Raw genomic sequence first — 16,011 nt, 5'->3', positions numbered from 1 at the left:
CCAGAAGCAAAAACTAAACCCAAAGACTGTAATTTGAAACCATGCTTCTGCATACCGTCTGCCTTCTTCTTCATATTTCGTGATATAATGATGCATTCTCTTTTGACACCTCCTCTCTCTGATACAGTTCGTGTATATCCACATCCAATGCTTCCGCAATGGCCGGCATATACTCCACACGTAAAAGTTTTCTGCGTCCATTGAGCATGTTGGAAAATTCCTGTGGGGAAAAACCAGCTCGTTCTGCAACCACTACCTGTTTCATTCCTTTGGCTGCAAGGATGCATTTTATGTTGTTGATAATATCTTCATAGGTACATACCTTCAATACGTCTCCTCCTCTCTATTCCCGCGTTAAAGGGTTATTTAACACAATATTCTGTTCCACTTAGAGCGCAATTCTCGCAATCCTTGATAATCGGCATACAGCACTCCTCATATTCTTCTGCAAGGGCAATTGGACAACTGCCATTTACGCACGCCACACCGACATAATTTTTGCACTGCATATACACCACACCTCCTGAAGAGTTATTCAACACTCCTATCGTAGTACGCTTGCACTGCCCGGAAGATATCCCGGTACAGCATTTCAACGTCTGACCCGTGCTTTCGGTACTTTACCAGCAACTCTTCCCCGCGGGCCTTGAACTGTTCCCATTCAGCATCCGTGAGCTTCCGGAACTCATACTTCCGGGCCAGGTGCCACACATCGGTAAACAATTCCCATATTATCTTCATGGCAGCTCCTCAATCCTGATATAAATCCCAGGCACTTCCGCCCAGAACTTTTCCGTAATCTCCCGGCAGACCAGCGCATCATCCGTCCAGAACTGCGCATCCGTCATACAATCTTTCAGGAGCTTCTGCAGGTTGTCGGTATCCGGTTTTGTAGCCCTGTACTCCCCATCCTGGTGCTGGCCCCGCGGGAAGCACCACTTTGTCACCAGTTCGACAGGCCTTGTATATTTCTGTGCGGGACGATGTTGCACAAGATGGGATTTCAGTTTCGCTCTGGCCGCTTTTAACTCTTGTGGCTCAAAAAACACTGGCTTGCCGTTTACCACATGCACCTGCTTTTCCTGATGCGTTACCGTGGGGGGAGACATCGACATAAAAAATTCAATCACCTATTCTTCAACTCCTTTTTGTATGCTCTAAATGAACAATTAAATGCCCTCATCATTTTTAAAGAAATTTTCTTGCTTATTAAATAACTACGAATAATTTTTTTATTTCTTGATGTCACAGGTGCATTTTCATCACCATCCATTAATGCTGCCAGTTTTCCAAAAAGATTACTTTCATTTTTGTACCTGCTTCTCAGCCAAAAATAAAAGCTCATGTCTTTACACCTCCTTCTGAAATTCGCCTTGTCACGGGGAGGGGGAAGGGAACGGGCGGGCTGAGCTTTAGCCCGTCCTTTCCTACCCCCGTGACCACGCATGGCGGGGGAAAATATTTACCCTTTAGGGTATAGGTTTCCCCGCCGCACGGGGGAATCTGAAATTTAAGGTTTCCCCGCCGTTTTACCTACTAACGGGGGAATCTTAAAACTATGGTTTCCCCGTCATTTTAATTTGTACGGGGGAATCTTTTTTTTTAGGTTTCCCCGTGTTCCTGCTTTCTGGCGGGGAAACCTTATTCATCAGTTTTCCCCGCTTCTGCTTCCGTTGCTTTTTTCCTCACTTTTCCATCTTCATAAGTGTACCCGCCATGCTCTTTTATGTGGTCGCGGGCTGTTCTTTCTGAGATTCCCAGATACTCAGCAACATCTTTTACAGTTGGTACTTCTCCGAAATTGCATCCTTCAATCGCTTCTTCAATTGCTTTTTTTCGTTCTGTTTTACGCTCTTGTGCGTTTTTCTTAATCTTATCAGTCCCCCGTTGCCATGGTGCCTTTTCAGCGTCTGGCTGTATATCCTTCAGCACACCACTCTTGTCTGGCTGGTGTACCGGATAATCAAACCACAGGTTCACCGGCGCAAACTTCGGGAACTCACGGAGAGTGCCTTCTATCCGCCAGGCGGTCAACGCCTTAACCTTCTTAACCGCCGCATCTATAAGCGCGTTCAGCGTGCTGTATTGCCCCGCTGAGAGCTTTTTCTTACAATAGGCAAGCATCTGTACATAACTGAGCATATCGTCCTGAGAAACGTCATCCTCCCAGTCCTCAAACAGGTTATTCAGGTATCTAATGCAGGTATCGCATACCATGGCACTTTCCTGCTGCGTCATCAGTTCCGGCGTCACATCCAGCTCAATCAGGTCAAGAAGCGCATCGGGGTCACGGGCAAACACTCCTGAGCCGGAAGCCCTGTCCATGGACCTCTTGCCGCCCTGGGCGCCCTTGCTGTGGTGGTGGCAATATATCACCGCCGTTCCCAGCTCCGTGCATATCTTGTCGAACTGGTTACAGAAGGCTGCCATCTGGTCGGCGCTGTTTTCATCGCCAGTAATGACTTTATAGATAGGGTCAATGATAATGGCTATGTAATCCTTCTTTGCGGCCCTCCGGATGAGCTTCGGCGCCAGCCTGTCCATGGGTACCGATTTGCCGCGCAGGTTCCAGATATCAATGTTTTTCAGGTTCCGCGGCTCCCACCCCAGGGCACCGTATACGTCCCGGAAACGGTGCAGGCAGCTCGCCGCGTCCAGCTCCAGGTTCACGTACATCACACGGCCTTTTGCGCATCCCCAGCCCAGCCAGGAACGGCCTTCCGCGATGGCGATGCACAGTTCGGTCTGCAGGAAGGATTTTCCTGCCTTGGAAGGGCCGGCAATCAGCATCTTGTGTCCCTGTCTCAGCACCCCGTCGATCAGGCAGGGTGACAGCTCCGGCATGTGGTCCCATACGCTTTCCAGGTTCTCCGGGTCCGGCAGGTCGTCGTTTACGCTCTCGATCCATTCCTGCCATTCCTCCCAGGAAGCTTTTCCGATGTTGGTATCCATCAGAAACTGCTTATGGCCATTCCGCATCACGCCCGGCATCCGGGACAGCCGGGACGGGTTCCGGTTCTGCTGGTCAATCTCCAGCCCGTTCTTTTTGCAGATCTCATACAGGTAGTTCACGCGCTTCTTATATTCTTCCATGCTCCCGGCGTCCACCCGCACGATGGCATGCAGGCTCTTTTTCCCGGAGAACACCAGGCATGCGATGGGGAGCTCCAGCTCTCGCAGGATCGCGTTCTGCTTTTCCAGTTCGACCGAATCGGATTCCACCAGGGCATACCTGTAATCCGTGATGTTACTGTCTTTGCAGCCGTCCCCGTCCAGCGGGTTGAAACGGATCCAGGCGCCGGCCTCTGGCTTGTAATCACCCAGAACGCTGCCTATATCGCCGCCGCATTTTGACAGCTGTTCTATAAGCTGCCCTGCAGTACGATCCCAGTTTCCCTGTGTCGGCAGATACCTTCCATCCTTCTCCCAGCTGGCCGTAACATATCCGACATTTTCGCCAGCTTCAAACAGAGTTTCCAGATATTTTATCAACTGCGCGGTTGGGTCCCACGTTTCCGGCTCTTCCACTTCCTGTCCTTCTATCCAGTTTTTATCGACCACCACTCTTTCATCAGATATGGTATCGTCCCAGTCCAGTTCATGCCCCGTTTCAGGCTGCCATCCCTGGTCTTTTGCCATCTGCACAATAGTACCGCCTGTTACAGGCTGCAGAGTCCCCCGGAAAGAATCCCATTTCCGAAAACATTCCCCGGGATGGTACCGGCCGGCATCACGCCGACTCCAGACATCCCAGTCCGCTGCAGTATGACCTTCCTCTTTCAAGGCCATGCCGACATTCACCCATTCCTGATAATTTAGGCGGGAAGGGTCTATATGTTCTAATATTTCTATGATGTCAAATCCATCTGTCATAATTACTCCTTACCGGGTACATATTCCTGAGGATTCACGCCCCTCGGTGTATGCCATCCGCTGGCTGCTATCCTGTCAATCATGCTTTTGGCCGCGTTAAAGCTCCACGTCCCAACATGCTGAAATCCACGCCCCTCCAGAAACCGAATCTGCTTCGGTGTAGTCAACCCTTCCTGTTGGCGCTTATTCAGTCTATCCAGCAGCTTTGTGGCCTTGCCGGCGTTATCTATTTCATCCGGCATAATTCCCAGTTTCTCCAGAGTGGCCTTCTGCTTGTCAGACGGCGGTGCCATCTCCCATCCAAACGCCGGCACATACCCAGATAAGTCTTCGGCCTGGATGGACATTTCAAACTGCACCGGGTCTACCAGTTTTTTCTTCCTCCGCTTCATTTCTGCCAGCTGTTTCGCCAGGGCTTCCTCTCGCTGGGCTACCACATCCTCAGCTGCGGTTTTCTCCGCTTCTTCCAGATCCATAGGACATCCCGCTTCTTCCAGATTTGAGGTCATTTGTTTCGATACTTCCGCATCCGTACAGATTAAGTCCGCAGGGTGACACAATTCATGCCGTTCTGTCATCCACAAAAAGTCCAGTAATAAAAGGTGATCCTTTCCCGGACATAATCTTGTACCGCGGCCCACCATCTGACTGTACAGGCTACGCACCTTCGTCGGCCGCAAAACCACAATGCAGTCTACCGATGGGCAGTCCCAGCCCTCCGTAAGCAGCATAGAATTGCAGAGGACGTTATACTTCCCGGTGTCAAAATCTGCCAGTATTTCCGCCCTATCCTGACTCTCTCCGTTCACTTCGGCCGCCTGGAATCCCTTGCTGCATAAGATATCCCGGAACTTCTGGCTGGTCTTTACCAGCGGCAGGAATACTACTGTTTTCCTATTTTTGCAGTACTTTGCCATTTCATCGGCAATGCTGTGCAGATAAGGATCCAACGCTGTACCAATATCACCGGCCTTGAAATCTCCAGCCTGTATCCCCACACCACTCATGTCAATCTTAAGAGGCAGGGTCAGCGCTTTGATTGGAGACAGGTAACCAGATTTAATCGCTTTTGGAAGTGTATATTCGTAAGCCAGGCTGTCAAAATATTCTCCCAGATTCCGCATGTCACCACGGTCAGGAGTAGCAGTTACACCCAGCACCTTCGCGTCCGGAAAATGCTGCAATACACGCTGATAGCTGTCAGATATGCAGTGATGGGCTTCATCAATTATGATGGTTTTAAAATAATCAGATGGGAACTGCCCCAGCCTCTTTTCACGCATCAAGGTTTGTACGGATCCTACTGTTATTCTGTACCAGCTTCCCAGGCAAGTTTCTTCTGCCTTTTCCGTAGCGCATCCCAGGCCTGTCGCAGTCTTTATCTTATCGGCAGCCTGGTCCAGTAATTCCCCGCGGTGAGCCAGTATTAAGACTCTATCCCCTCGCCGTACACAGTCCTCTGTTACCTTGGCAAAAACAATAGTTTTTCCGCAGCCGGTAGGAAGGACCAGGAGCGTCTTGTTGACGCCCTTGTCCCATTCCTCAAATATGCTGTTTTTTGCTTCTATTTGATACGGCCTAAGTTCCATAATTAAAATGCACCTGCCTTAAATTTGGGTTTATCCTCCTTCGGATAAAAGTTTTTAATATGATTGAATTTTTTGTTCGGATCCGTTTTATCCGGATCCAGAGTTATATGCGCTCTACCAGTTGAGCCAGACACTGCATTCCAATTCATTTTTAATGCTTCACCTTTCTTTTTCTGTCCAATTGATGCAAAAAACTCTGATAAGCGGCTTTCCATCTTTGTATGTAAATACAGTTGATGGTTAATATAAGCGGCTCCTTCTGGTGTATCAATTCTCAGTTTCAGGGTTGCCATGTTACAGGCCGGTAGCTTGTTGCCTTCTTTTGGTGTGAACCTTCCACGTTCAAAACTTTCCACCATGAATGTATAATCACCTTCCGGAAGGGTTGCAAACTCACCGCCCTCTTTTTCGATGACATCATCCCACTGCAGTTCTCTTTCTTCATACATACTTCGAATATCCTCCTTAATTAAATGGTATTTCTGCTTTTTCCCGCATTTCTTTAATCATCCCATACACCTGATTCCATGCCGCAACCAGCACACCATCAATAAAATCCGGATCGTAATTCCAGATAAGGGTATCCGAGGGATAATATCCACGGGCTGCAACCACTTCCTGTAAATCCCATTCACCTACGCCGTTTTCCTCCATTAGGTCACGCAGGGCTTTCGGGATACGTTCATCCAGTTTCTCAGCAGGCCCCGTCTCTGTAGGCGGGTTCATCGGCGGCGGGGTCTCCGATTTGACAGGCTCCGGCTCTGCAGGCGGAATATTCGCCTTTGAAATCTCCGTTCCCGGAATGGACATCTGAACGGCTTCCGCAGTAACGGGAATCTCTGTTTTCTTTTCTTGCGCCGGTGTTGTGGGTTGCACCGGTGCAACACCAGACTGCTCAATGATAGGAGCAATCACAGCGTAATCAAAATCCACTTCCTCCGGCAGGCCATACCGGTTCTTGGCATCCCAGCAGGGGTGATGTTGGGTATACATTACCCGTCTGCCTCCCTGAGCCTTATGTTTCTTTCCGTCTTTATCCGTAGCTATGGAATAGGTCTTGTAATTGGCAAACAGCACCATATCCGCCCATTCCTTCACCAGGGGAGTCGTCTGGGAGGCCGTCTTTTTGCCCAGTTTCATTTCATACCGATCATAGGCTCCCAGTTCGTCCGGCTGCTCAAATTTGCGCAGCTGTGCGTGAGCGGTAAGCACAACGTTAATCCCTTTTGAAATTACATCTTCCAGACGGTTCAGGAAGCGGCCAAACTCTTCTTTGACATAGACATAGCCGTTTCCGTACCCGAAATCTTCAATTCCATGCTTCTGGTGGCGCGAACAGATATCCTCTACGCACATCTGTTCTGCCCAGTCCGCCGTATCAATTACCAGAGTACGGCAGATATCCGGATGAGATACCACATAGTCAATCTGTTCTTTGAGCATGGCCCAGGATGACGGAGTAGGAGTCCTCGCCACATCCATATCCTTTGTGCTCCCTTCGGTGTCAATAAAAAGCGGAACGGGGAACTTGGATGCAAAAGTACTTTTTCCAATTCCTTCTGGGCCATAGATTACAACTTTTTTTGCACACGGTATTTTTCCTCTGATTATTTCCATTAAAACGCACCTGCCTTCCATGTCTTTTTCTCCGGCTGCTCAGGCTGTTCCTGCCCTACTACATATCCATCGCTTATCACAATGCTACATTCTGAACCCGTACTTACCCGCGTTGCTATGGCCTGCAGACCTTCTGCTTCCAACCAGGCACCGAACTCCTGTAACGTCCCCAGATCCATTTGTTCCAGTTTGTCCAGGAGTACGAATCCGCACTTCGGGTTTAGTTTCCGCACAATAGCCGTTGCCACTTTAAGGCGATCGGAACCGGACATGTTATCCCACTGCTGCCCCTTATACACCAGGTTCCCATCTTGTACGGAAAGCTCCGGGAAGGGAAGGGGAGCATTCTCGAGCAGGTCTGTTTTCTTCTGCCGGGTGTCATAAAGTTCTTTCGTAAGGCAGTCATACTGCCTGCGGTATTCCCTGGCATCGTCCTCCGCTTTGTCCTTGTCAAGGTTGGCACGGACTTTACGGTTAATTTCCTCTATGTTGGTAATGCTGGCTTCCAGTTCTGCTGTGGACTCGTCCTGCAGGTCAGCCGCTGACTTCCGGGCCGTTTCAAGGTCTACCTGAACCTGTTCCTGCCGTTTCAGAAGTGCTTCCAGTTCCTCATTAATCTTCTGGCTCTCCTGCTCCAGCTGGTGCAGGCGTTCACGCTTCCTCTGGTTCTCCCCATTCTTTGCCAGGATATCCTGCTGACGCTTAATCAGCTCTGTTGCAGAGACGATATCCTTCGGGGCATCCGGGTAATAAGGCTGCTCCTTTGCAAACTTTTCCTTCTGGTCTGCAATCTGGCCGATTGCACGGCGCCGGTTATACTGGTCAGTTTCCTGCTGTTCCAGTGCATGGAGCTGATCACCGATACCAATAATCTGCAGGAGGATATCCGCCTTCTCTTTCCCGGATGCTTCCATGAACTTCGGCAGATCCAGAGCCAGCTGGTTCACGAACTCATTCAGGAGCTGCTGCCCACCTTTCCTCCCGGAAGGATCCGTTACCTTAAGGTCACTGTTCTTGCCCTTGCGTTCCACTACCAGCCCATTGTTCATGACAATATGCAAGATAGGAGGAATCAGGGAACCTTCTCTTGTGGCCTGAGAGGGCCGGTAACGGTCCCCTCCCAGCGCCCAGGCAATGGAATCCAGTACGGAGGTCTTCCCCTGATTATTATTGCCGCCGATGATGGTCAGGCCGTTGGCTGTCGGCTCCACCTTTACCGCCTTAATACGCTTTACATTTTCAACTTCCAGCTGATTAATTTTTAGTGCTTCCATCTTCCATATCCTCCTTCTCTTCTCTGGAACTTTCAGTGATTTTATCAGCAAAAGCATCTAAAAACACATGTGACAATATATAAGTTTCCAGAGCTGAATCCGTTAATTTTATTACTGATTCAGCTACCGCGGTAGCCATACTACGTATAAACACGTTGATATCGGTTTCCCCTATGATACCAGTATTACAGTCAACTCTTTTTTCAGTCATTGTTTCCATCATGACAAACGCTGCTTGTCCTTTAAACTGACTTTTCAATATTCCATCCTGGAAAACTTCTACACATACCATTTCTATTTCCTCCCCGTCTGTTTTCTCACAACATAAATGCTTTTATCCTGCTTGAATACTTCAAACTCATCTTTGTTCGGAAGACTTCTCCGGTATGTCTGCAGGACAGCCGCCTTTTTCTTCGCTTCCTCATTAGAATCGTATTCAATACACATGTTCTTCATTTTTGATTCCATTTCCATAAAGGAATCAAATGCTTTTACCTCATCACTTTTTACACCAAACCTCTTCTGCTCCGGTATTTTTACGTTAAAACTAATATTCACGTCATATCCTCCATAAATTAAATTGTTATAAGTTATCGTATCCCCATAGATCAGCCCGTCAGTTCCAGGAACCACTTCGTCCAGACTCACAGTCGGCAGCCTATTCTGTTTCTGCCGCTCATTATGTACGCGGCTGCGCATTGACTGCCTGGCGATTGTTGAAAAGGACCATTGATGCAGCTCAGGCCGGGCGAACCATTGTTTGACCGCCTGCAGGTATCCCATAGCAGCTACATCATAATACTCTGACTTGTCCAGTTTCTGAGTGTTCAGATACCAGACCAGGACGCTGTGATGCTCTTCTGCGAAAGCTTTTTCTTCGAGGGTGAGGGGTGTAAGCTTAACTCTTTCACACATAAGTTTTTACCCCCCCCCGGTCAATTTTTGAGGTTGTTCAGCTGCAGAATATTGTTCCGCACATTTTTGGTCATTTGGCGCATGGCCTTATTTGCGACAGCAATATCCCCACGGCTCATGCGCAGGCAGGCTTCAAGCATGATATCCTCAGCTGCTACGCAGAGAGATACATGGTCAGCATCCGATTCTATTTTTCCGGATGTATCCCCAGGCGCCCGATAATACACCACTTTGGCCGGGGTATCTAAAATCCTTTTTGCTGCTTCACACATTTCCATTTTCAAAACTCCTTTTCTGTGCTATAATGCACTTGATTGATTATCCTTTGTGCTCCGTCTCCTGTTGCCGCAGGCCGGAGCGTTTTCATGTCTCGCTGTAATCAGCAGCACCACCAGGGACACAATCATAATCCCTATGGCTGCCGGCTGCAGCTCTCCGTTTTGGTTTTCTATCCCGCCGGCTGATACTACAAGAGCCAGGAAGGCGATTGTCTGAAGTGCTCTCATGTCTGCCCTCCCTCGGTATTTCCCCGGCGGTATTTCTCCGCGGACATCCGGTCGGTGAAGCTACCAGCAATATGTCTGATGCATCCTATCATCCGGTATGTCTCTCGAATACGTTCCTCGCTGCTAGTTGTTGAAGCCTTATCCAGTTTCTGAATGGATTTCCGGATGTCTGACAGCATGCCCCTGAGAATCTTATTTTCCAGTTCAAGGCGTTCTGTTTTATTCACTGTCTTATCCTCCTTCCTTCGGAACTCTTCCAAACATCTGTAAAATCTCCGCATCAGTAAAATGCAAAATATCATCTATCCGCCAAAGTTCACCGAGTACGAATGTTTCCGGCAACCTTTTTCTTTTGCCCAGGGTATTTTCGTTGATAGCACTTTTAAGGTCTGCGTTTTTGAGTGCCCTTCTCTTTATCCCTGCGTTGATAATGCAGCGTACAGTGTTTTTGCGTTCTCCGTATACCCCCAAAGGTTTTGTTTTTGACATGTTATCACCACATTTCTTTTATGATTTTTATAGGCCACAGTCTGTAGAATAACCGTTATTTCAAAAAGTCTGACAGTTCAGCCTGTTCATACTCCGGTATAACGATAAAATCAGAAGGGAGAGAAAGGCCGCTCTGTTTAAATAATGAATCCAGCACAACGGCAACTTTGTAAGGCTTAGCCCCCTGGTCACGCATAGTACTCCTGATCAGGTTTCCCGTGCTGGCAATACCTTTGAGAGTGGCAGCATCGATATGATAATTGATTGTGTTATTCTCCATTTCGTGGAATCGGTTGATATACCTTGCCGTGAACTCCGTTCCTTTTTGCCCCGTCATCTTGTGGGCTATGAACTCACAGCCTTTCTTTGTGACCAGGAAGCAGGGACGTGTCTGGTTATTGGCATCCTGATATGAACTCTCCTGGAAAAAATCGCCCAACGCAATTTTGCTTTCGGCTAACTGCGCAGTATATCGGCGGATATCCCTTAGTAAATCTGTGTGTTTCTTGCCGCACCATTCGGCGGCTTCCATTGATGTGATGGTGGTTCTTGTTAAATCGTCCATAAACTTTCCTCCTTGTAAAATTCTTCCATCCTTTCTATAATTGATGTACAGGCCGTTGCAGCGGCTGAGTACAGAAGAAAGGATAAATTGTTATGAGTAAAACCAATAAAGAGCTCGCTGTTGACGTGGCTATTGAATATATCCGAGCTCATCAAAAACAAATTGTAGCTTCTCCGAACAATATTATTAAAGAGACAACTATGATTAACTTGGAATCAGTCAACAACATCATCAAATCGGTGTACAAGACGCTTGAAGACTTTGATAAATCTTCAGGTCAATAGTAACATCATATTTCTCCAAAAGAGTTTCTAGATCATTCAGAAGCTCTTTTGTGCTATCTATGTCCTCAACATGAGCCTCGATAACAAGAGCAGTTATCTTCTTCATCCTTTCTCACCTTCCTCTCTTTACAATAATTTACTATTGATTTGTTCTACTCTTCATCCTGTCTTTTCACAAGCTCCAGAGACCATCTTGTACACTTCCTTACTGACCGATAAATCCAGATGGTATTTTTCCTTGAAGCCCATAAGCTCAACCGTGATTTCCAGAAGGCCCTGCCTGTCCACCAGCATAGCCGGGGACATGTCTGCTTTTTTGACCATCTTCGGGTAACCGTATTTTGTAGACACGGCCTTGTTTACTATCGTATTCGCCTTGATGAAGTCAACCCTGACCGGATGTTGTAATGCATGGCTCAGTTTTCCCATCATTTCCTTCTGATGCTCTTTGTCCAGCATCCGGAATATCTGAAAGCCTTCAAGGCCGGATGACTGGCGGAGTATTTTAAGCATTTCATATACCCAGTCCTGAAAATCCTCGGCTTCGGGTTTATTGCTTCTCATGATAAGGCGATACAAACCTTTTTCGTTAAGGACTATCATATTTTGAGTTTCGGGCGCTTTCGTCTTTTCTGATGTGATACGTACTTTGTACGTAACTTTATATTTTTGCGGCATCTTTCTTGTAGCAACATTGGCATCCCTAAAACCCATAGCATCTGTTATGTCCTTAGCTACTGCCCACCATTCGCCATCCTTTTCTATGAAACGGATCGGATAGCCATTCCAGTATTCAGTTTTCATGTTTCCTCCTTTTCCACCTCCGTGTTGCACTGTGCAACTTGCGTGCAAAAAAAATATGATTGGAAGTCTTCTATGTTTAGCTGTAACAAATTAGATAGCTTTTCGGCCTCTTCTAAATCCATTGGCCTAATATTGTTAATTTTTTGATTTATAGTAGGTTGTGCAATGCATAAAAATTTTGCCGCATCTTTTTGAGTAATGCCCAATTCAACCATTCGGGCTTTGATTTTTCTTGTATTTATCACTTTCCTTCACCTCTCTTTCAACGCCAATTGTAGCACTATGCAACTTTCATGTCAATAGCATTGTGCAACTTTTTCGTATCTTTTTAGTTTTTGATATTGCGTAGTGCAATACAATGATGTATAATAATGTTCAAGAGGAGGAGATACCCAAATGGATATAAAACTTATAGGCGATAGAATAAAACAGGCAAGGGCGCTCCGTAATTATACATTAGATGATATAGCATCGGATATAGGCGTTGCCAAATCAACAATACAACGTTATGAAAATGGATTAATTTCAAACCCTAAACTTCCTGTACTTCAAGCCATAGCTGAATCTTTAAAGGTTAATCCAAGCTGGTTATCCGGATATGATGTACCCATGATAGACGATACAGCTTTAAGCAGTATAGTAAGTAAACGTTTGACTGAAATTGAAATGAGTGTGGCCCAGTTAGCCGATAAGGCTAATGTTCCTCTTCACTGGCTTAAAAGCCTAGATACTTTTACGCCAGGACAATTTGGAGATTATGAAATTGGTTATGATTGGATAACAAGGGTTGCCGATGTAATCGGAATGCAAGGGAGTATCTTACGTTCGGCATTGGCTAAACAAGAAATACCAGTGTTTGAATCGGACGAACCTCGAATTTCTGCCAAAGAAGCTTTCGGCTCCCCCGATATCATGACTTATTACAACCGATTGAATAATTTAGGCAAGGAAACTGCCACAGAACAGGTCCGGCTTCTTACTCTGGACAATAAGTATACTTCAGCGGATGTCCAGCCATTCCCCACTGCTGTACGGGAACCGGAGCCTGATTACCTGAAAGTAAATGCTGCCCAGACCAGAACGGACCAGCCTGTAACCCAAGAAGACCTCGATTACGATGAAAACCTCATTCAGGAATATTTTAGAGATAAAGAAAAGTCCGATTTATAGGACACTATTTTTAATATACTTGCTGAGGAGGTGTGAACATGGATTGCTATGAAACATTAATAGATAGAGCTGACCAATTGGGGATATCCGTTATCGAGATGGACTTCAAAGGAAGAAACGGAAGAATAATGAATGATACTATCTTCATTCGTAGGGACATGCTTACCGTAGGAAAATCCTGCGCAACATCAGAGGAATTGGGTCATCATTTCACAGGAGCCGGCGATATTCTGAATCAAAATCTTCCAAATAATGCAAAGCAGGAAAAACGCGGAAAGATTTGGGCCTATAATGACCGTGTGGGCTTAAGAGGAATAATAAAGGCCTATTGTAATGGCTGCCGAAATCTTTATGAAATGGCAGACACTTTAGATGTAACCGAAGACTTCCTACAGGATGCGCTGGATTACTTCCACTCAAAATTTGGGCAGTATACTATTTTGGATAACTATGTTATATATTTTGAGCCGGCTCTAGCGGTATTCGACTTAATAGCATAATCAATTAAATCCATTTTGATTAGGGGGGATTTTATGGGATGGAGATATAGGAAAAGCATTAATATTTTTCCTGGTGTAAAACTAAATATTAATAAAAAAAGTGTTGGGGTCACTTTTGGGGGGAAAGGGGCACATTACACTATCAATTCAAAGGGGACAAAAACATCATCTGTAGGCATTCCCGGAACAGGGCTGTATTATACAGATTCAATTAGGAAGAAAAAGAAAGAAGAAAATATTAAGTCAAACCTTAAAAACAATAACATAATTTCCCCAAAAAGAAAAAGTAGAAGCTCTCTTATTTTTTTTATATTTGTTTGTCTTGTTCTTGCTGGTTTTATATCATCTTGGGGACGACAGCAAAATGAAAATGCCCTTGATGAAAATACCCTTGAACTGCCTACTCACCAACCGGTTAGTCTTAGTTGTACTGAAGTGTTAAATTTAACTAAGCACCCTATAATCTACAGCGATTTTGAAAAGGCTAAGAATTTCTATAAAGAAATGGGAATTGATAACGTTAAAGTACTCACTGTACCTGAATATTCAAATTATCAAAATAAGTTAAAGTCTTTTTCTGACGATAACGTTTTAATGTATTTGCTAGCAGATTCAACGTCAAAAAAATATATAGGTGAGCTTCACATAAACATTTATGAAGCAGAACTATATTCGCAAATGAACGCTGCGCAAGCAATTGATATAATAGTTTCATATCTTCCAACAGATTTTTTTGTTTATTATCAAAAAGATAGTTCATACAAATATTCTTTAAATAATACAGACATAAATATCTGCTCATTCAGGCTAAATGATCAAGGCATTGAATATCATAACGGTGGTCATGAAGAATATTCTTACTACTACAGTTTTAAGATATTTCATCATGAAGATATACACCGATGGATTATCTTGACTAGTTATGAAGCGTATGGTGGAAAGGGATTGGAGTGGATAAATAAATATTCTGAGCCTTGGGAAATTGATTTAAATAAATATAGCAATCTACAATAAATAAAAACCGCCCCAGCGTTGGGGAACGCCAGAGCGGAATTAACTGAATACTGTACAGGCCCGAAGGCCGGTAAAGCATCCCTCAACAAGATTATTTTACCACAAACCTCCGGCACCTGTACAGGTGTTATTTTTTTACGCAAAAATAAGGAGGTACTGAAGAAATCATGGCAAAGGCAAAAAAATTACCATCTGGCACCTGGCGCTGCCAGGTATATGATTACACAGATGACAACGGCAAAAGGCACTATGAATCATTTACAGCAGATTCAAAAAAAGACGCTGAATTCATGGCGGCTCAATTCGCTATGGAGAAGGAACAGCGCCGACACATGTCCTCAAGTTCCCTGCGTAATGCAATCGATGCGTATATCGAAACATCTGACGCGATTCTATCCCCCACAACCATCCAGGGATACCGTAAAATCCAGAAAAATGCATTTTCGGATATTATGGAGCTTCCGCTCAAGAAACTGACCCGTCAGAGCCTTCAGGACGCTGTTAATCTGGAAGCAAAGCGTCCTAACGCTAAACGCAAGGACAAGGCCCCTATCTCCGCCAAAACGGTCCATAATGAGTATGGCCTTATAACTGCTGTCCTCAATAAATATATCCCCTCTCTGGACTGCACAGTACGCCTACCGCAGACCGAAACACATATTAAGGACTTACCCTTACCTGATGAAATATATAACGCTGTAAAAGGCTCAGAAGTAGAGCTGGCTGTTATGCTTGCCATGTGGCTGTCTTTTTCCATGTCCGAAGTTCGCGGGCTGACAAAATCAAAATCTATTCGTGGCAACTATCTTGTTGTTGAGGAAGTTATCGTGGATGTTGATAACAAACCCGTGGTCAAACAGAAGGGAAAAACAAAGACCCGAACCCGGATGCACCGCATGCCGGCCTACATCCAGGAGTTGATATCACAGACAGATCCGCAAGAGGACCGCCTAGTACCTATGACACGGTCGCAGGTATATTTCCGCTTCACACGCTTAATAGAAAAAGCCGGCTTAAAGCCGATGACCTATCATGACCTCAGGCACGTCAACGCCTCCGTCATGGCCCTCCTGCAGGTTCCCGACAAATATGCCCAGGAGCGTGGTGGATGGAAAACTGACACCGTAATGAAAAAGGTATATACCCATACCTTCGGGCAGGAACGGCAGCGGGTGGACAATATGATTGACGAATACTTTGAGGGACAAATTGGAATGGCAGAACCAGACTTGCCAGAAGGATATACGGCGTGGCTGCGCAATATTGGGATGCAAGATTCCCCTGAACTGAGGATGAAGTATTCTGATTTTATGGAGTCAATTTCTAAGATATGCAACACAAAATGCAACACGCAATAAAAAAGCCCTGTAAAATCAAGGCTTTTGAACTGAAGCACGGGGGATTCGAACCC

General features: G+C 45.8%; 23 protein-coding genes. 5 read left to right on the top strand and 18 right to left on the bottom strand.

The features are described from left to right. Nucleotides 1-70: 70 nt before the first annotated feature. The 16 genes from DXC51_RS27895 to DXC51_RS27820 form a co-directional block, all read right to left on the bottom strand. Nucleotides 71-328 carry a helix-turn-helix domain-containing protein gene (locus tag DXC51_RS27895; protein ID WP_117545898.1) on the bottom strand — a complete coding sequence of 86 codons (258 nt, stop codon included), beginning with the start codon at nt 326-328 and terminating at the stop codon, nt 71-73. Between the two features lie 203 nt (nt 329-531). Further along, nucleotides 532-741, bottom strand: a complete 210-nt coding sequence (locus tag DXC51_RS27890) for a hypothetical protein (protein WP_117545897.1) — start codon at nt 739-741, stop codon at nt 532-534. Further along, nucleotides 738-1,130, bottom strand: coding sequence for a RusA family crossover junction endodeoxyribonuclease (locus DXC51_RS27885; protein WP_287560270.1), 393 nt, complete (start codon nt 1,128-1,130; stop codon nt 738-740). Before DXC51_RS27885 ends, DXC51_RS27890 begins: the two co-directional genes overlap by 4 nt. Beyond that, the gene (locus tag DXC51_RS27880) at nt 1,127-1,345 is read right to left on the bottom strand and encodes a YozE family protein (RefSeq protein ID WP_181970221.1); all 219 of its coding nucleotides are present in this window, start codon (nt 1,343-1,345) and stop codon (nt 1,127-1,129) included. The genes DXC51_RS27885 and DXC51_RS27880 overlap by 4 nt, the downstream gene beginning before the upstream one ends. A 296-nt stretch (nt 1,346-1,641) precedes the next feature. After that, entirely contained in the window at nt 1,642-3,873 is a 2,232-nt protein-coding gene (locus DXC51_RS27875) for an AAA family ATPase (protein ID WP_117545895.1), read from the bottom strand. A gap of 2 nt (nt 3,874-3,875) precedes the next feature. Then, the gene (locus tag DXC51_RS27870) at nt 3,876-5,462 is read right to left on the bottom strand and encodes a DEAD/DEAH box helicase (protein ID WP_117545894.1); all 1,587 of its coding nucleotides are present in this window, start codon (nt 5,460-5,462) and stop codon (nt 3,876-3,878) included. Between the two features lie 2 nt (nt 5,463-5,464). Beyond that, the gene (locus tag DXC51_RS27865) at nt 5,465-5,911 is read right to left on the bottom strand and encodes a hypothetical protein (RefSeq protein ID WP_117545893.1); all 447 of its coding nucleotides are present in this window, start codon (nt 5,909-5,911) and stop codon (nt 5,465-5,467) included. A gap of 16 nt (nt 5,912-5,927) precedes the next feature. Further along, the gene (locus tag DXC51_RS27860; protein WP_117545926.1) at nt 5,928-7,079 is read right to left on the bottom strand and encodes an ATP-binding protein; all 1,152 of its coding nucleotides are present in this window, start codon (nt 7,077-7,079) and stop codon (nt 5,928-5,930) included. Next, nucleotides 7,079-8,353: an AAA family ATPase gene (locus DXC51_RS27855; protein WP_117545892.1), complete on the bottom strand. Its 1,275-nt coding sequence runs from the start codon at nt 8,351-8,353 to the stop codon at nt 7,079-7,081. Before DXC51_RS27855 ends, DXC51_RS27860 begins: the two co-directional genes overlap by 1 nt. Continuing rightward, on the bottom strand, nt 8,334-8,645 hold the full coding sequence (locus tag DXC51_RS27850; protein ID WP_117545891.1) for a hypothetical protein: 312 nt from the start codon (nt 8,643-8,645) through the stop codon (nt 8,334-8,336). The genes DXC51_RS27855 and DXC51_RS27850 overlap by 20 nt, the downstream gene beginning before the upstream one ends. Nucleotides 8,646-8,647: 2 nt before the next feature. Next, complete coding sequence (locus tag DXC51_RS27845; protein WP_117545890.1) at nt 8,648-9,268, bottom strand: hypothetical protein; 621 nt, start codon at nt 9,266-9,268, stop codon at nt 8,648-8,650. Between the two features lie 20 nt (nt 9,269-9,288). Beyond that, entirely contained in the window at nt 9,289-9,546 is a 258-nt protein-coding gene (locus DXC51_RS27840; protein ID WP_117545691.1) for a hypothetical protein, read from the bottom strand. A gap of 21 nt (nt 9,547-9,567) precedes the next feature. Beyond that, a complete protein-coding gene (locus DXC51_RS27835) occupies nt 9,568-9,774 on the bottom strand; it encodes a hypothetical protein (protein ID WP_117545889.1) in 207 nt (68 codons plus the stop codon). Then, nucleotides 9,771-10,001 carry a hypothetical protein gene (locus DXC51_RS27830; RefSeq protein ID WP_117545888.1) on the bottom strand — a complete coding sequence of 77 codons (231 nt, stop codon included), beginning with the start codon at nt 9,999-10,001 and terminating at the stop codon, nt 9,771-9,773. The genes DXC51_RS27835 and DXC51_RS27830 overlap by 4 nt, the downstream gene beginning before the upstream one ends. 4 nt (nt 10,002-10,005) lie before the next feature. Continuing rightward, nucleotides 10,006-10,263: a hypothetical protein gene (locus tag DXC51_RS27825; protein WP_102287141.1), complete on the bottom strand. Its 258-nt coding sequence runs from the start codon at nt 10,261-10,263 to the stop codon at nt 10,006-10,008. Between the two features lie 55 nt (nt 10,264-10,318). After that, nucleotides 10,319-10,828, bottom strand: coding sequence for a Rha family transcriptional regulator (locus DXC51_RS27820; protein ID WP_117545887.1), 510 nt, complete (start codon nt 10,826-10,828; stop codon nt 10,319-10,321). A 92-nt stretch (nt 10,829-10,920) separates the two neighbouring features. On the opposite strand from DXC51_RS27820, the gene DXC51_RS29370 reads away from it, so the two are divergent. After that, a complete protein-coding gene (locus DXC51_RS29370; RefSeq protein ID WP_147332418.1) occupies nt 10,921-11,112 on the top strand; it encodes a hypothetical protein in 192 nt (63 codons plus the stop codon). A 159-nt stretch (nt 11,113-11,271) separates the two neighbouring features. Here DXC51_RS29370 and DXC51_RS27815 read toward each other — a convergent pair whose 3' ends face one another. Both DXC51_RS27815 and DXC51_RS27810 read right to left on the bottom strand, forming a co-directional pair. Beyond that, entirely contained in the window at nt 11,272-11,916 is a 645-nt protein-coding gene (locus DXC51_RS27815) for a BRO-N domain-containing protein (protein ID WP_117545886.1), read from the bottom strand. Further along, on the bottom strand, nt 11,913-12,161 hold the full coding sequence (locus tag DXC51_RS27810) for a helix-turn-helix domain-containing protein (protein WP_117531661.1): 249 nt from the start codon (nt 12,159-12,161) through the stop codon (nt 11,913-11,915). The genes DXC51_RS27815 and DXC51_RS27810 overlap by 4 nt, the downstream gene beginning before the upstream one ends. 151 nt (nt 12,162-12,312) lie before the next feature. Between DXC51_RS27810 and DXC51_RS27805 the strand changes: the two genes are divergently transcribed. From DXC51_RS27805 to DXC51_RS27790, 4 genes are all read left to right on the top strand, one after another. Further along, entirely contained in the window at nt 12,313-13,086 is a 774-nt protein-coding gene (locus tag DXC51_RS27805; protein WP_117531659.1) for a helix-turn-helix domain-containing protein, read from the top strand. A 38-nt stretch (nt 13,087-13,124) separates the two neighbouring features. Next, complete coding sequence (locus tag DXC51_RS27800; protein WP_117545885.1) at nt 13,125-13,586, top strand: hypothetical protein; 462 nt, start codon at nt 13,125-13,127, stop codon at nt 13,584-13,586. A 33-nt stretch (nt 13,587-13,619) separates the two neighbouring features. After that, nucleotides 13,620-14,600: a DUF4236 domain-containing protein gene (locus DXC51_RS27795; protein ID WP_117531656.1), complete on the top strand. Its 981-nt coding sequence runs from the start codon at nt 13,620-13,622 to the stop codon at nt 14,598-14,600. 167 nt (nt 14,601-14,767) lie between these two features. Next, a complete protein-coding gene (locus tag DXC51_RS27790) occupies nt 14,768-15,958 on the top strand; it encodes a tyrosine-type recombinase/integrase (RefSeq protein WP_117545884.1) in 1,191 nt (396 codons plus the stop codon). The last annotated feature ends 53 nt before the right edge of the window (nt 15,959-16,011 follow it).

The organism is Eisenbergiella massiliensis (genome assembly GCF_003435485.1).
This window is presented reverse-complemented; position numbering and strand designations above follow the sequence as displayed.

Excerpts from the sequence above, each read along its gene's own strand:
- DXC51_RS27890 (WP_117545897.1), bottom strand. The coding sequence starts at position 741 with ATGAAGATAATATGGGAATTGTTTACCGATGTGTGGCACCTGGCCCGG.
- DXC51_RS27880 (WP_181970221.1), bottom strand. The coding sequence starts at position 1,345 with ATGAGCTTTTATTTTTGGCTGAGAAGCAGGTACAAAAATGAAAGTAAT.
- DXC51_RS27875 (WP_117545895.1), bottom strand. The coding sequence starts at position 3,873 with ATGACAGATGGATTTGACATCATAGAAATATTAGAACATATAGACCCT.
- DXC51_RS27870 (WP_117545894.1), bottom strand. The coding sequence starts at position 5,462 with ATGGAACTTAGGCCGTATCAAATAGAAGCAAAAAACAGCATATTTGAG.
- DXC51_RS27865 (WP_117545893.1), bottom strand. The coding sequence starts at position 5,911 with ATGTATGAAGAAAGAGAACTGCAGTGGGATGATGTCATCGAAAAAGAG.
- DXC51_RS27860 (WP_117545926.1), bottom strand. The coding sequence starts at position 7,079 with ATGGAAATAATCAGAGGAAAAATACCGTGTGCAAAAAAAGTTGTAATC.
- DXC51_RS27855 (WP_117545892.1), bottom strand. The coding sequence starts at position 8,353 with ATGGAAGCACTAAAAATTAATCAGCTGGAAGTTGAAAATGTAAAGCGT.
- DXC51_RS27850 (WP_117545891.1), bottom strand. The coding sequence starts at position 8,645 with ATGGTATGTGTAGAAGTTTTCCAGGATGGAATATTGAAAAGTCAGTTT.
- DXC51_RS27845 (WP_117545890.1), bottom strand. The coding sequence starts at position 9,268 with ATGTGTGAAAGAGTTAAGCTTACACCCCTCACCCTCGAAGAAAAAGCT.
- DXC51_RS27840 (WP_117545691.1), bottom strand. The coding sequence starts at position 9,546 with ATGGAAATGTGTGAAGCAGCAAAAAGGATTTTAGATACCCCGGCCAAA.
- DXC51_RS27835 (WP_117545889.1), bottom strand. The coding sequence starts at position 9,774 with ATGAGAGCACTTCAGACAATCGCCTTCCTGGCTCTTGTAGTATCAGCC.
- DXC51_RS27825 (WP_102287141.1), bottom strand. The coding sequence starts at position 10,263 with ATGTCAAAAACAAAACCTTTGGGGGTATACGGAGAACGCAAAAACACT.
- DXC51_RS27820 (WP_117545887.1), bottom strand. The coding sequence starts at position 10,828 with ATGGACGATTTAACAAGAACCACCATCACATCAATGGAAGCCGCCGAA.
- DXC51_RS29370 (WP_147332418.1), top strand. The coding sequence starts at position 10,921 with ATGAGTAAAACCAATAAAGAGCTCGCTGTTGACGTGGCTATTGAATAT.
- DXC51_RS27815 (WP_117545886.1), bottom strand. The coding sequence starts at position 11,916 with ATGAAAACTGAATACTGGAATGGCTATCCGATCCGTTTCATAGAAAAG.
- DXC51_RS27805 (WP_117531659.1), top strand. The coding sequence starts at position 12,313 with ATGGATATAAAACTTATAGGCGATAGAATAAAACAGGCAAGGGCGCTC.
- DXC51_RS27800 (WP_117545885.1), top strand. The coding sequence starts at position 13,125 with ATGGATTGCTATGAAACATTAATAGATAGAGCTGACCAATTGGGGATA.
- DXC51_RS27795 (WP_117531656.1), top strand. The coding sequence starts at position 13,620 with ATGGGATGGAGATATAGGAAAAGCATTAATATTTTTCCTGGTGTAAAA.
- DXC51_RS27790 (WP_117545884.1), top strand. The coding sequence starts at position 14,768 with ATGGCAAAGGCAAAAAAATTACCATCTGGCACCTGGCGCTGCCAGGTA.